Annotated in this window: 11 protein-coding genes; 4 read left to right on the forward strand and 7 right to left on the reverse strand. The window is 46.9% G+C overall.

All coding sequences use genetic code 11. The features are described from left to right. Nucleotides 1-21: 21 nt before the first annotated feature. On the reverse strand, nucleotides 22-687 hold the full coding sequence (gene ntcA / locus QUA23_RS12185; RefSeq protein WP_006634020.1) for a global nitrogen regulator NtcA: 666 nt from the start codon (nucleotides 685-687) through the stop codon (nucleotides 22-24). Between the two features lie 330 nt (nucleotides 688-1017). Between ntcA and fabI the strand changes: the two genes are divergently transcribed. Next, nucleotides 1018-1794 carry an enoyl-ACP reductase FabI gene (fabI, locus tag QUA23_RS12190; RefSeq protein WP_333076152.1) on the forward strand — a complete coding sequence of 259 codons (777 nt, stop codon included), beginning with the start codon at nucleotides 1018-1020 and terminating at the stop codon, nucleotides 1792-1794. A 168-nt stretch (nucleotides 1795-1962) separates the two neighbouring features. Further along, nucleotides 1963-2601 (forward strand): imidazoleglycerol-phosphate dehydratase HisB, encoded by a 639-nt coding sequence (hisB, locus tag QUA23_RS12195; RefSeq protein WP_333067416.1) that lies wholly within the window; start codon nucleotides 1963-1965, stop codon nucleotides 2599-2601. Between the two features lie 1201 nt (nucleotides 2602-3802). On the opposite strand, the gene QUA23_RS12200 is transcribed toward hisB, so the two are convergent. Then, the gene (locus QUA23_RS12200; protein WP_333076153.1) at nucleotides 3803-5068 is read right to left on the reverse strand and encodes an ABC transporter permease; all 1266 of its coding nucleotides are present in this window, start codon (nucleotides 5066-5068) and stop codon (nucleotides 3803-3805) included. Between the two features lie 211 nt (nucleotides 5069-5279). Further along, on the reverse strand, nucleotides 5280-7100 hold the full coding sequence (locus QUA23_RS12205; protein WP_333076154.1) for an efflux RND transporter periplasmic adaptor subunit: 1821 nt from the start codon (nucleotides 7098-7100) through the stop codon (nucleotides 5280-5282). Nucleotides 7101-7406: 306 nt separating this feature from the next. Between QUA23_RS12205 and QUA23_RS12210 the strand changes: the two genes are divergently transcribed. Continuing rightward, on the forward strand, nucleotides 7407-7784 hold the full coding sequence (locus tag QUA23_RS12210) for a DUF6632 domain-containing protein (RefSeq protein WP_333036129.1): 378 nt from the start codon (nucleotides 7407-7409) through the stop codon (nucleotides 7782-7784). Nucleotides 7785-7803: 19 nt separating this feature from the next. Here the strand turns inward: QUA23_RS12210 and QUA23_RS12215 are convergent, their stop codons facing one another. From QUA23_RS12215 to QUA23_RS12225, 3 genes are all read right to left on the reverse strand, one after another. Then, nucleotides 7804-8019, reverse strand: coding sequence for a hypothetical protein (locus tag QUA23_RS12215; RefSeq protein ID WP_333076202.1), 216 nt, complete (start codon nucleotides 8017-8019; stop codon nucleotides 7804-7806). A 100-nt stretch (nucleotides 8020-8119) separates the two neighbouring features. Then, a complete protein-coding gene (locus QUA23_RS12220) occupies nucleotides 8120-9388 on the reverse strand; it encodes a pitrilysin family protein (RefSeq protein WP_333076155.1) in 1269 nt (422 codons plus the stop codon). Nucleotides 9389-9670: 282 nt separating this feature from the next. Beyond that, nucleotides 9671-10936: a pitrilysin family protein gene (locus QUA23_RS12225; protein ID WP_333076156.1), complete on the reverse strand. Its 1266-nt coding sequence runs from the start codon at nucleotides 10934-10936 to the stop codon at nucleotides 9671-9673. Between the two features lie 302 nt (nucleotides 10937-11238). Here QUA23_RS12225 and QUA23_RS12230 point away from each other — a divergent pair, with 302 nt between their 5' ends. After that, nucleotides 11239-12267, forward strand: a complete 1029-nt coding sequence (locus tag QUA23_RS12230; RefSeq protein WP_333076157.1) for a hemerythrin domain-containing protein — start codon at nucleotides 11239-11241, stop codon at nucleotides 12265-12267. Between the two features lie 615 nt (nucleotides 12268-12882). Here QUA23_RS12230 and QUA23_RS12235 read toward each other — a convergent pair. After that, nucleotides 12883-13743: an SDR family oxidoreductase gene (locus QUA23_RS12235; RefSeq protein WP_333076158.1), complete on the reverse strand. Its 861-nt coding sequence runs from the start codon at nucleotides 13741-13743 to the stop codon at nucleotides 12883-12885. Nucleotides 13744-13858: the final 115 nt, after the last annotated feature.

Genomic DNA, 13858 nt, shown 5'->3' on the forward strand with positions numbered 1-13858 from the left:
AAATCCCATACTTTCTCGGCATCAAGTGAATTGCTGGCTTAAGGCCACCGGGTTGTGGACTGTGATCTTTTTCTTGTGGATCGAGATCATGGTTTCTTGTCTGAGATCCCCGAGCAAACGAGTCACAGTTACCCGTGTCGAGCCGATCGCTTCGGCGATCGCCTGGTGGGACAGCTTCAAATCTATCGTAATCCCCTCTGTACCGGGCACGCCAAAATCCCGGCACAGAATCAGCAAAAAGCTGACGAGTCTCGAACCCATATCTCGGTGCGCCAGCGTTTCAATCATCATCTCGGTTTGCAAAATCCGAGACGACAGTCCCCGCAGCATCACCATCGACAGTTCCGGGTCTTCCTTGAGCGCTTTCTCGACTTGTTCGATCGGCAGCGAGATCAATTCGACCGGCGTAAAGGCTACCGCGTGGTAAAACCTGTCCGATCGGTGTCCCGTAATCAGAGACAGCACCCCAAATACGCTGTTTTCGCGCAGGAGGGCGACTGTAATTTCTTCCCCTGCTTCGTACACCCTGGAGAGCTTCACAGCACCTCTAATGAGAACGTAGACGCGCTCAGCCGGGTCTCCAGGGAAAAAAATTGTCTTGCCCCGTTCAAAGGTTTCCACAATGGGTGGAAACGCCCCGCCGCTGATTTGGCGGAACACGGCTGCTAGCGGTCTATCATGCGTCACGACTAGATCCTTTGTACTAATCAATACTTTATAACTTGCCGATTAACCTTTATTGAGTAAATATACAGCCCAACCTCCAATATCCAAGGATTCGGTTACTTCCATCTAATGTTAAGGTAAACACGCACTGTATGATTAAATCTAGCCCTTCTCTTAACTTTTTCAATTCCGCCCCCATGTAGCTCCACAGCAAAATTAATATCAATTGTGTCTCAATTGTGTCTCAATTGTGTCTGAATCAGTTAAAGCTGAATCAGTTGTGTCTAAACTGGCGGGGTTGTCGCAGAGAGCCAATGAGAACGGTGCTAGTTGCTTCTAGAAGAAATACAGATGATAGATTTGACCGGAAAAAATGCTCTTGTTACGGGCATTGCCAACAATCGCTCGATCGCGTGGGGTATCGCTCAGCAGCTCCACAAAGCTGGGGCCAACCTCGGCATAACTTTTTTGAAGGACGAGAAAGGCAAGCACGAGCGCAAAGTCGCTGAACTGGTGGAACCGCTCAATCCCAGTCTGTATTTGCCCTGCAATGTCCAAGACGAGAGCGAAATTGAGTCTACTTTTCAAACCATCGCCGAAAAATGGGGCAAGTTAGATGTCCTGATCCACTGTCTGGCTTTTGCCGGCAAGGACGAGTTGTCGGGAGATTTCACCAACACTTCGCGCCAAGGTTTCTCCAATGCTTTGGATATTAGCGCTTACTCGCTGGTACGGCTTTGTGCAGCAGCTAAACCGCTGATGGCCGAGGGTGGCAGTATTGTGACGCTGACTTATTTGGGCGGTGTCCGGGTAGTTCCTAATTATAATGTGATGGGAATTGCTAAAGCAGCTTTGGAAATGAATGTTCGCTATCTGGCAGCAGAACTGGGCCCGTTAAATATTCGGGTAAATGCGATTTCTTCGGGTCCAATTCGGACTCTGGCTTCGTCAGCAGTTGGCGGTATTCTGGACATGATCCACCACGTTGAGGAAGTGGCGCCACTGCGGCGGACGGTGACTCAGCAGGAAGTAGGAAATGCTGCGGCTTTTCTGTGCAGCAATCTCGCTAGCGGGATTACGGGTCAAGTTTTGTATGTCGATGCTGGTTACGAAATCATGGGAATGTAATAGCTTGTAAACAGTTGACAGTTGACAGTTGACAGCGAAGTTTTTAGACAGTTAACTGTTGACAACAAGATTTGCAAACAGTCAACTGTCAATAACTGTCCGTTGTCCGCTACAAAAGTGTTAATCCCAAATTACTAATTAATTCTAATGAATGACCCATTGCAAATTATGGAAATAATCGATCGCCCTTCTGTACCTCCTGCAACTTCAGTTCAACCAGCTAGGGCCGCCTTGGTGAAACGCACGACACTGGAAACGGATGTGACTGCTAGCCTCAATCTCGACGGTGTAGGAACTTGCAAGGCGTCTACGGGGATTCCGTTTTTAGACCATATGTTGCACCAGATTGCTTCTCACGGATTGATCGATTTGGACGTGCAGGCGATCGGTGATTTGGAGATTGATGACCACCACACGAACGAAGATGTAGGAATTACGTTGGGCCAAGCGCTAGCAAAAGCTGTCGGGGATCGATCGGGCATTTCTCGCTTCGGACATTTCATCGCACCTTTGGACGAAGCTTTAATTGAAGTAGTGCTAGATTTTTCGGGACGGCCTCACTTAAGTTACAGCTTGGAAATTCCCAACCAGCGGATCGGCACTTACGATACTGAATTAGTGAGAGAGTTTTTTTCGGCGGTGGTGAACCACACTCAAATGACACTGCACATTCGGCAGTTGCAGGGCGGAAATTCTCATCACATTGTAGAAGCGGCATTTAAGGCATTTGCGCGAGCTCTGCGGATGGCGGTAGAAATCGATCCGCGGCGCGCCAGTCGGATTCCGAGTTCTAAAGGGGTTTTGTAGTTTGGGGTTTGCAGTAGCGCTTCTGGGCTACTGCAAAGCTGTAAATCAAAATATATCTGCTATATAAGACATCTCCAAAATAGTAATATGCTGTGGTAAAAGAACATAAGAGACGTTTTTTTTACACAGAAAAATGAGCGACATTTTGAATTATATTAAAAAGAATCATAAAGAAATACAGCGATTAATTGGTGTAGAATATGAACAGTTACAACAATTGCTCCAAAATGCCTAACCTGGACTTCCCCCGTACAAATGTAATAAAATATCTAAAACATTTACCAATTATAGGTTTCAATTGTTGAGTGAAAAAACTATACCCAAGTTAAAGCAATACCCGTTTTGGCGATCGCGCAGAACGCAATAGATTCAATATAATTGGCGTAAGCTTGCAGGCGTGAATAACCTACATGGCTAAAGAAATTTTACTCAACAATGGAAACTTTTGCAATGATAGGCTTTTGAGCCTATGTAAGTATATTTGCAGGGGGAAGTCCAGTTTAATACGTTCAACAGATGCAATTACATTTGAGGCTTTTATCATCCTAGAACTCGTACAAAAATTAGGGAAAGCGGGTTGTTTAGTGATGGATAAGTGTACTATTCATACCGGAGAATAATTAGAAAAAGCCATCTTAAAAAGGGGCAAAGTTAATATACTTATCGCCCTACTCGCCGGACTTCTCCCCAATTTAAAATTTATGGTGAAAACTTAAAAATATTCTGCGTTCTATCAAGACGAGTAATTATCAAGATTTAGCAAAAGCACTGTTGGTTTCCATTTAATGCAGTTACAGAGCGAAAATATTTGGAATTGGTTTACTCACTGCCGTTATTGTACCTCATCTTTATGAGAAAGGCTATATATTATTTCTAATGGGATTTAGACATTTTCTAGCCCCTTAAAGACCTGAAAAGCTGTCTAGGTAAGGGAAAGATTTTGATGCCCCGTCATAGCTGAAATCCTTGTCAGTTCTAGACTGAACTCAATTCAAGCTCAAACCATTTACCTGTGTTAGTTTGCAGCCATTTTTGATGTAATTTTTCTCTAAGTCGCGTTAGCGAATTAGCGCATCTGTAGCCGACAACCAAGTCTGATCGTGCATCAAACCCGGTTTCAGACCACACGTAAGCCCAGGACTATAATTGTCACACTTGCGTGCAGGACTGTTCAATTTAACTGGGGCGATCGTCACTAAGTTCAATCATTCCGCAAGGCTGCGATCGGATCTAAGCGAGCCGCATTCCGAGCCGGCAATACTCCAGCTAACAACCCGACGGTAAAAGACAGCCCAAAACCGGCTGCGATCGACCATACAGAAACCACAAACGGAAATTTGAACGCTGTCGAAGCCCCAAATGCGATCGCAACTCCCAACCCAATACCCGCCGTTCCCCCCACCGTGGAAACTAAAATAGATTCCGCCATAAATTGAATCAGAATTGCTGCATTAGTAGCGCCTACGGCTTTACGAATTCCGATTTCCTTAGTGCGTTCCACAACAGACACCAACATAATATTAGCAATACCGATGCCGCCAACCACCAAAGAAATTCCGGCGATCGCTCCCACCATAACCGTAAATAAACCTATCACATTGCTGAAAGTATTAACGATCTCCGCTTGATTGACAACTCGAAAATCATCCGGTTGTGGCGGATAAATATTGTGGCGCAAGCGCATGATATTTTCTACTTGAAATTGAGCATCCGCTAAATCAGCTTCGCCGGCAGTTTCCAACCAAAAACCAGAGATCGCAATCCCCGCTAAAGAATTTCTCCCCACAATCCGCGAAGACATATTTTTGAGGGGAATATACACTCGATCGTCCTGATCGGTTCCCCCTACAGACCCCTTGCTTTCCATCACTCCAATGACCTTGTAGCGGTTTCCCTGAATGCGAATATCGGAGGATAGCGGATTAGCTCCGGCTCCAAAAAGTTCGTCCCGCACCTTAGAACCGAGGACAACTACTGGCTCAGCAGCATTCAATTCATCCTCGTTAAAAAACCGTCCTTGTTGAGGTTGAATGTTCTTGACATCGGGATAATTTAAATCCGTTCCCAAAATAGCAGTAAATGAATTTTGTCCGCCATAAACGACTTGCACTTGCCGCTGCAAATAAGCCGAAATTGCCTTAACAGCAGGAGCTTGTTTGCCGATCGCCTTTGCGTCATCCCAAGTAAGGGTAGTAGCAGAACCGCTTCCCTGACTGACACCGCCCGATCGCGCAGCGCCGGATAACACCAACAGCACATTTGTGCCCAAAGCCTTTAACTGTTCTTCAGTTGATTTTTGTACTCCCTGTCCCACCGAAGTAATAGCAATTACCGAAGATATCCCAATAATTACGCCCAGCATAGTTAAACTGGTACGCAATTTGTTATTCCACAGCGCCTCTGTCGCCATGAAAGCGATTTGAACGTTAGAGATTTTTTTGGTACGGGGGCGAGTCTGTAATTTCATTGGTAATCGGTAATTGGTAATGGGTAAGTCGGAAATTGAAAAAAGAAGGAATAAGCAACACCGAAGAAAGAAGAAGCAAGAGGAAAAAAACAGCTATCTGTGTAGTGCTGTTGGTAAGTGATAATTGGTAAGTAATAATTAGAAATTAGTAATTGACAATTGGTAATCCGTAATTGTCAACCACTAACTAATGACTAATGACTAATGACTACTAACGCAAGCGCGTTCCGCCACCCGGTTGCAAACCCGGAATCCCGCCCGAAGATGGATTTTGGGATCTAGGCCGCGATCCGGGGGGGAAAGTAAGCAGCACTTTTTCATTTCCTTTCAAACCCGATCGCACTTCCGTCTTGTCATCCACCGTCATACCAGTCTTAATCGGCATAAAAGCAGGTTTGCCATCTTCTCCACCGGGAACAAAAACCCCCGTTTCCCTTTGTTGGCGGACAATTGCCGCAGTCGGAACTACCAAAACATTTTTGAGTTCACCAGCCTTAAACTCAACATTCACATTCATACCCGATCGCAGCATTTCTTGATCATCATTAATAATTGCCGCTTTGACCTCAAAACTTGTCACATTTTGCAGGACGATCGACTGAGGCGAAATTTGAGTGATTTTACCTGCAAAAGTCTTTCCCGCAAAAGCATCGGCTTGAATAGACGCAGCCTGGCCGATCCGAATCTGAGAAATATTAGTTTCTGCTACGTTTGCTACTAATTGATTTTTTGAAGCTAAGGACAAAATCGAAGAAGAAGTCGCCGAAGAAACCGCACTACCTGCCGTAGTGGGAGTCACAAAAGCGCCCGGATCGGCGTACTTGCGAGTAACAGTGCCGGTGAAAGGAGCCCGCAGCACAGTGTCGTTAATCTGCGCTTGAACGCTTTGCAGGCTGCCTCTAGCAGCGAGAACTTGGGCGCGGGCTTGGGCGATGTCTTCGGGGCGGGAACCAGATTCTAGCAGCGCCAAAGCTTGCTGTTTTTGCTCCACTGCGGCCTGCCCCGCAGCGATGTCTTCCGGGCGTGCGCCCGATCGCGCCAAGGCCAAAGCTTGCCGTTTTTGCTCGACAGCGGCCCGTCCTGCAGCGATGTCTTCGGGGCGTGCGCCCGATCGCGCCAGGGTCAAAGCTTGCCGTTTTTGCTCCACAGCAGCCCGCGCCGAAGCGATTTCTTCAGGGCGAGTACCCGCTTGCAGCAAAGCTACAGCTTGTTCGGCTTGCCTGACTTGCGTTTGAGCTCGATCCCGCGCGGTGCGGGAGTTGTTGACAACTTGCAAAGCAATGGCTCCAGCATTATAGAGTTCCTGATTTCTCTGAAAGTCTTCCTCAGCTTGGTTTTTGGCGTATTCGGCATCTCTAAGTTTGGCGATCGCTTGGGCGATGTCTTCAGGGCGATTGCCCTTGAGCAATTTTTGTAAATTTGCCTGTTGTTCAGCTAGTTGTGCCTCGGCTACGGCAATATCTTGGGTTCGATTGCCGTTGAGCAATTTTTGCAACGTTGCCTGTTGTTCAGCTAACGCTGCCTCAGCTACAGCAATGTCTTGGGTTCGATTGCCGTTGAGCAATTTTTCTAGACTTGCCTGTTGTTCTGCTAACACTGCCTTAGCCACAGCAATGTCTTGGGTTCGATTGCCGTTGAGCAATTTTTGCAGGTTTGCTTCGGCGGCTGCGAGTTGTCCGCGAGTTTGGGTAAGTTGTCCTTGGAGGTTGGAGTCGTCCATGTAGGCGAGAATCTGCCCTTGTTCAACCTTATCTCCTTCCTTGACAAGCAAACTTTTGAGCATTCCTGAAGTTTTGGGGCTGACGTTAACGGAACGTTCGGGCACAATTGTGCCGTTTGCCGAAATTGTAATCGGCAGGTTGACCCTTTCGACAGCAACGGTTTTTTCCTTGCGTCTGGTTTCGCGGCTGGATTTGACTGTGAGTTGGCTGTAAGCTGTGTAGCCTACTCCTGCCAGCAGGGAAGCGGCGAGGAGTCCGCTAACCCACGGAGTCAGCTCTTTTTTTATCTGAAAGTGCTTTACTAAGTACATATAAATTAGACATATCGGGCGTCTGTTCAATTTAGACCGATCGGGAACAGAAAACGTTCAATTATGATATTTTTAGTTAGGATGGAGCGTTTGTCGCTCAAATCAACCGTTATGCGACAAGTCCTCTATGGGGGTGTGGCGGGAAGCCGATCTTTATAAGCACCTTCTTTCTGGTTGATTCAGAAGCGTTTAGGACTGCACCACAATCGTCGGAGGTATGATTTTGATCGAGCTCAAGATATTTACTGCGCAAATACGAATCTAGTTGGTAGAGACTATACTGGAAAATAATAGGAGGTTAGAGCAATGGATCAGCATCATCGATACTTGCGAATCGCCCTTGTTGTTGTCGGAATTGCCTTTCTGCTTGTCTATCCACTGATGAAGGTTTGGTCATCTGGCTGGTCATGGCAACCAGGCCAATACGAATACGAACAGATGATCGTCGGCATTTATGCGACGCTTGGTGTCTTTTTGCTGTGGGCTTCTCGAAAACCAGAAACACATCTCAGCTTAATCTGGTTCACCGTCTGGTCGAGTGTTGTCCACGGGCTGATCATGGCGGTACACGCAGTGATTGATTCTGCAGAACGCGGACACCTCCTCGGCGATGTTCCAGCATTGATTTTGGTGGCAATTGTCCTTGGTTTCCTAGCGTCACGCGAAGTGGTGCCAAGTGAATGAACGGGCGCGGCAGAACAAATCAAATCCAGCAGACAGACGAAACCCGGGCTGCTGAGTTAAAGACATCTAGGGCCGCTGATTTGATTTGTTCGATCGCTGATAGTGCATTTTCTCGATTAGTAGCAATCGCTGCTAAGTCAGCAAGATGTATCTCACCCCACTGGTAAAGCGTTGCGATCGGCTCAAGGAAAATTTCACCTAATGATGTTAGTGAATATTCAACCATCGGTGGGATATTGACATATTCTGCTGGAGCTTATATCGTGTCCGGGCGATCGCGTATAATCAGATCGAACAGATCGAACTTTTGAAAAGTTCGATCGCCAATTTCATACTCAACAAACAGCCACTACACCCAACTCTGTAATCGCTGCCTCCGGGCCCACCAAAGAAATATACGGTTCTACAAAATATTTCTTAGCAGCATCCCGCGCTTGTGAAGCTGTCACCTGTGCAATTTCTTCTTGAAACTGCTGGTCAAATTTAATTCCCAATCCCAAAATTTCGTACCAGCCTAAAACTTGGGCAATTTGCGAATTAGTTTGTTTTCCTAAAGCATATTGACCGAGCATTTTATTCTTGCAAGCTTGCAATTCTTCCTCGCTTAGTTCGGTGTTGGCGAGTCGATCGACTTCTGCGCGCAATCCTTCAAAAGCAGTCGCCGTATTTTCCGGCGCCGTACCCATGTACACGACAAACTGAGCCGTGTCCAAGCGCGTCGCGTAGACTGCAGAAACGTCGTAAGCCAAGCCCCGCTTTTCCCGCAATTCCACAAACAATCGGCTCGACAAACCGTTACCCAAATAAGTATTCAGCAACTTAATCGCTGCATAGTCTGGATTTTTGACAGAGGGTGCGAGGTAGCCCAGCATAATCACTGATTGCTGCGTATCTTGCGCCGTAATGACAGATTCAGGGGAGGGGTAGAGAGGGGGGACGTTTAAAGTTGGTAAGGGTGTTAAAGGCGCTTTCCAGTCCCCAAAAGTTTGATCGATCAGGGCGATCGCATCTTCGGTCGATATTCTGCCGGCGACAGAAATAACTACATTATCGGGACGGAAATAGGTTTTGTGGAACTCTTCGAGCTCGTTTCTGGTGAGCTTTGACATAGTAGCTTCCGTGCCCAAGGGAGAGAAAGCATAGGGGTGTTCCTGGTACATCGCGTGCCGCAATTGCTCGAAGGCGATCGCAAATGGCTGTTCTTGTTGCGATCGAATTGCCGATATGGCAATGCGGCGTTCGAGTTCGACTTCAGCTTCGGGGAAATTGGGCGATCGCGTCAATTGCGCCGCCAACTCCAAAATCTCCTCAAAATCCGCAGAAACCGTCTTCAAACTCACTAAAAAATAGTCTGTAGTAGAGTCGGCACTCAACCTCGCTCCCACCGATTCTACACGCTCGGCAATTTCCAGCGAAGACAGCCGATCGGTTCCCTTAGTCATTACCGCCGACAGCAAGTGACACAATCCTGCTTGTTCCGGCTGCACGTAGCGACTGCCTGCCCGCAGGAATATCCTAGCTGCAATAATATCTGCTGCTGGATTTTCTGCTGCTAAGACAACAATACCGTTGTCTAAAACCGTGCGCTGGATTTCATTTTTCATGGTTAATTTAGTTGGGAACTTGTACTGAGAGTAGCTGAAGTATTGGTAATTGAAAATGGGTAATTGGTAATTGGTAATTGGTAATTGGTAATTACTTGATTGCCATTTTTCTATTTTCCATGCGGATATTGTATGATGTCATACCGGACAGGGCCTGACCCACAACATCTAAATGTAACAACATCTATCCCGTAGGGTGCGCCACAAGCACAAAGAGTCCCGGACAAATGCCGAACATCTCTCCGGTATCAATAAATATATGTATTTTCACCCGTTTACCAATTAGATTGGTTTGAGTACCACGGCTGTATAGCGTCGGGGAGAGAGATATTGTTGAGCTAGGCGCTGGAGGTCTAAGGGCCCAAATGCTTTAATCCTGGTGGGATAGCTGAGCGCTAATTCCGCAGTGGCGATCGTATTGTAATATCCGTAAAGACCGGCTAGCTGTCCCGGCGTTTCGAGCGAGAAAGCAAAATCGTTGCACAGCAAACGCTTACAGCGGAGCAATTCTACCTCGGAAACTGGCTCAGACTGCAATTCCCAAAGTCGATCGCAAATCCGAGATTCCACCTGTTCAATATCTTTCGCGTCCAAGACTGCACTGATAGTAAATAAACTCGATTCCCGTTGCAGCGAGAAAGTGCTGTCGATCGCCTCTACCAATTGTAATTCTTCCCGCAATTCCCTGACTAAACGCGAAGTCCGCCCGTCTGCAAGCAACACCGACAGCAAATCCAAACCGCAAGCACTTTGCAAGTGTTCAACTCCCGGGCCCGTCCAAGCCATCATCAGGCGCGCTTGTTCCAATCGGGGGAGACAGAGTTCCTGACGGCGAATTTCTATCAGTGGGGGTTCCGCCTCTGCCGTTAATTTGGGACAATCCCACCGATCCGAAAACTGCTCGAATGCTTTCCCCGTAATATCTCTGGCCTGTTGTTCATCAATTCCCCCGACTATCACCACAGTCATATTTTCCGGCTGATAGTGCGACCGGTGGAAACAGCGCATTTCGTAGGGAGTTCGGGACATCAGCAGTTCTTCCGTGCCGAGTACCGATCGCCTGTAGGGATGTCGCTGGTAAACTGTTTCCATCATGGCTTGGAAACCCAGCCAATCGGGATTGTCTTGAGCTTGGCGGATTTCTTCTAGCACCACATCTCGCTCGCGATCGAATTCCCGATCCGGAATCGAAGCGCGCAGCAGCAATTCTGCCAGTGGCTGCGCTGTTTCTGCTAAATAATCGGCCGCAGCGTTGACGAAAAAATGGGCGTAGTCGTGACTTGTAGCTGCGTTGGCGACACCGCCGCGATTTTCGATTACCTGGTCAAATTCTCCAGGGGCGATCGAATCCGTCCCTTTAAATATCATGTGTTCTAGAAAATGAGCCATTCCCGACCAAGAATCCGGCTCCAGCGTAGCGCCAGCCCTCACCCACACGTCTAGCGCGACCACCGGTGTGGCCGAAATCCGCTGGTGAATGACCGTTAACCCATTATTCAGCTTCCAGACATTGGCTGGGAACTCTAAAGCAGTGAGCAGTTGAGACAAGCTAGTTATTCTTAAACTTTAGTTAACTTCGGCTGCAACTATGGTAGCGCTTTACAGCTATGCGATCGGGATTAATTGATACAGAAATCATTACTCATCTGCCATTCATCCTTACTCATCAGTTATTTTTTGCTTTTTGATTTTTTTCAAGCAGTCTCAAATACTTACTATTTTTTTGCTCAAAAGTCAATAGGTTGCGCGGGATATTAATGAATCAGTCGGGAGAAAGAGGATGTTATCAGAATATATCAATAAATTAAGAGATGTAAGAACACTAAAGACATTGAGAGGAGAAACGACAGATGGTAGCTACCCTAGAAGATACCAAGCGCCAAGCGATCGCAACTAAATTAGCAGACATGAAAGCGCTGCAAAACCTGTTGATCGCCAACGAGCAATTGTTCATCAATTCGTGCAACGACTCCGAACTGGCCGATCGCTTCCGGGATATGCTTGAAGACGATCGTAAAAACTTGGGTGTATTAGAAACTACGATCGTGCAATACGGCATTCAAGCCGAACCCAAAGAAACCAGCGCAAAAATGATTGAAGAAGTTCAGAAACTCATGGAAGGTTCTGAACTAACATTGTTTGAAAAAGTCACCCAACATGAACTGCTCAAACACAAACAAACAATGGCAGGTCTGTTAGTACACAAAGCCGCTCAAGTAGTCGGCGCCGACATCGAAGCCGCAATTACTCCCCTCAACACAGTTAACTTTGAAAACCGCGCTCACCAAGAGCAACTCAAGGGAGTTATGGAAATCTTGGGCGTGCGCGAACTGACCGGCAAAGACCCCGACCAAGGCGTTTGGGCACGGGTGCAAGATGCAATGGCAGCAATGACCGGGATCATCGGCGGTGCAGTTACCCGCAGCAAAGATGAGATGAACATCACCGAAATCATCTCAATGGATCACCGCAAAACCGATACCCTGTTTATGGAAATCGCAAGCACCGACGATCCTCAAAAACTGCAAGAATTCTTCGGTCAACTTTACAAAGACCTCAGCGTTCACGCCGAAGCAGAAGAACAAGTTGTTTATCCCGCAGTCCGCAGCTACTACGGCAATACTCAAGAACTGTTCGACGAGCAAGCAGAAATGAAGCAGATGCTTGCCCAAATTAAGGCTCTCAACCCCACTTCTTCTAATTTCAAAGACCAAATCAAAGAGCTCCAAAAAGCGGTTCAGGATCACGTTCGACAAGAAGAAAACGATATGTTCCCTCAAATTCGCCGCAACTTGAGCGAAGCACAAATGGAACAAATGGCTACTCAATTCAAAGCAGCCAAAAGCACCATCCAGCAAGAAATGGCTAACCTGAGCTAATTCAGCAGGGAGCTAATTGTAGCTCTAGCTGAGCTCCAAACTAGCTAAACTGCAACCTATCAATCCCGCTACCCACGTAGCGGGATTACTATTTTGTGTAAACGTCACAAATGTTCAAAAACTAATATCAAATCTGTTATAGCAATCCTTGCAGGAGTCGTAATGTTTGTAACCCACCCTATCCCTCCCTTTGCCAAGGCGAGGGAGTAAGAAATTCACAAATGATTTAGGGTGGCTGCATCGGAATTATTCATCTATCTATTCTATTCATGTGCGTAAATCAGCGTTTATCCCTGGTCATTTGCGGTTCAGCAATTATTTTTTTTTGCTGCAGATGAGGGCATATTAACACAGATTAACGCAGATTAATTGTATCAATTTCGGTTGCACCGTCCGTGATTCTTGACCCTTCGGCGAAGCGGAATGGGCATCGCTGTTGACTGGATTTTACCCCCGATGATGCTAGCAGATTGAATACTAAAAAAATGAATAAACCCGCCCTAGGTAACGTGGTTGTGGGGGCGGGTTTATTTAGATTGTGAGTTATATGCAGAGATTGTAGGTGAAAGTCGCCCACACAAAATGCAGTTATTTATATCTCAACTCGTGCCAAATCTATCCGTTAACCACAGATCCGCCGTTGGGATGCAAAATTTGACCAGTCATGTAAGACGAATCTTTTGAAGCTAAAAACACGTAACTGGGGGCAACTTCATCAGGTTGACCGGCGCGTCCCAAGGCAGTGTCTGCACCAAATTTCTCCACTTTTTCTTCAGGGAAAGTTGCAGGAATTAGAGGAGTCCAAATCGGGCCGGGGGCGACTCCGTTGACGCGAATTCCTTTTTCAGCTAAACTTTGAGACAAAGAACGGGTAAAGGCAACAATTGCTCCTTTTGTGGAGGAGTAATCTAGTAATTGTTGATTGCCTTTGTAGGCGGTGACAGAGGTAGTGTTGATAATTGCACTTCCCTCTTTGAGGTGTTTGAGAGCGGCTTTTGTAAGATAAAACATGGAGAAAATGTTGGTGCGGAAGGTGCGCTCTAATTGTTCGGCGGTGATGTTTTCGATGCTTTCTTGGGGATGTTGTTCGGCGGCGTTGTTGACTAAGATGTCGAGATGGCCAAATTCTTTAACTGTTTGTTCTACAAGGTTTTGACACACGCTTTCATCGCCGATGTCGCCGGCGATCGCAATACAGCGCCGGCCTTGTTGTTCGATCGCCTCTTTGGTTTTTTTGGCATCATCATCTTCGTTGAGATAGCTGATGACTACGTTAGCGCCTTCCTTGGCAAAGGCGATCGCCACGGCACGCCCGATACCGCTGTCTCCGCCAGTAATTAAGGCTACTTTGTCCCGCAATTTGTCGCTACCGCGATATCCCTCCGCGAAGGATTGGGGCTGCGGGGTCATTTGCGATTCAATACCGGGTTGCTGTTCTTGATGTTGAGCCGGATTCGTTTGTTGTTGAGTTGGCATAACATATTCCTCTACGTTCTACCTCTATAAATAAAGGTTTTCTTGAGGCGGGGAATCGCTCTTTTTGCCGATCGTCCTCTACTACTAAAGACAGTAATTAAAGAGATAAATAAAC

The organism is Microcoleus sp. Pol1C5 (genome assembly GCF_036701115.1).
In the GTDB taxonomy this organism is placed as follows: Bacteria; Cyanobacteriota; Cyanobacteriia; order Cyanobacteriales; family Microcoleaceae; genus Microcoleus.

Coding starts and splice junctions, on each gene's coding strand:
- hisB (WP_333067416.1), top strand. CDS start 1,963: ATGGAAATAATCGATCGCCCTTCTGTACCTCCTGCAACTTCAGTTCAA.
- QUA23_RS12205 (WP_333076154.1), bottom strand. CDS start 7,100: ATGTACTTAGTAAAGCACTTTCAGATAAAAAAAGAGCTGACTCCGTGG.
- QUA23_RS12220 (WP_333076155.1), bottom strand. CDS start 9,388: ATGAAAAATGAAATCCAGCGCACGGTTTTAGACAACGGTATTGTTGTC.
- fabI (WP_333076152.1), top strand. CDS start 1,018: ATGATAGATTTGACCGGAAAAAATGCTCTTGTTACGGGCATTGCCAAC.
- QUA23_RS12210 (WP_333036129.1), top strand. CDS start 7,407: ATGGATCAGCATCATCGATACTTGCGAATCGCCCTTGTTGTTGTCGGA.
- QUA23_RS12230 (WP_333076157.1), top strand. CDS start 11,239: ATGGTAGCTACCCTAGAAGATACCAAGCGCCAAGCGATCGCAACTAAA.
- QUA23_RS12235 (WP_333076158.1), bottom strand. CDS start 13,743: ATGCCAACTCAACAACAAACGAATCCGGCTCAACATCAAGAACAGCAA.
- QUA23_RS12200 (WP_333076153.1), bottom strand. CDS start 5,068: ATGAAATTACAGACTCGCCCCCGTACCAAAAAAATCTCTAACGTTCAA.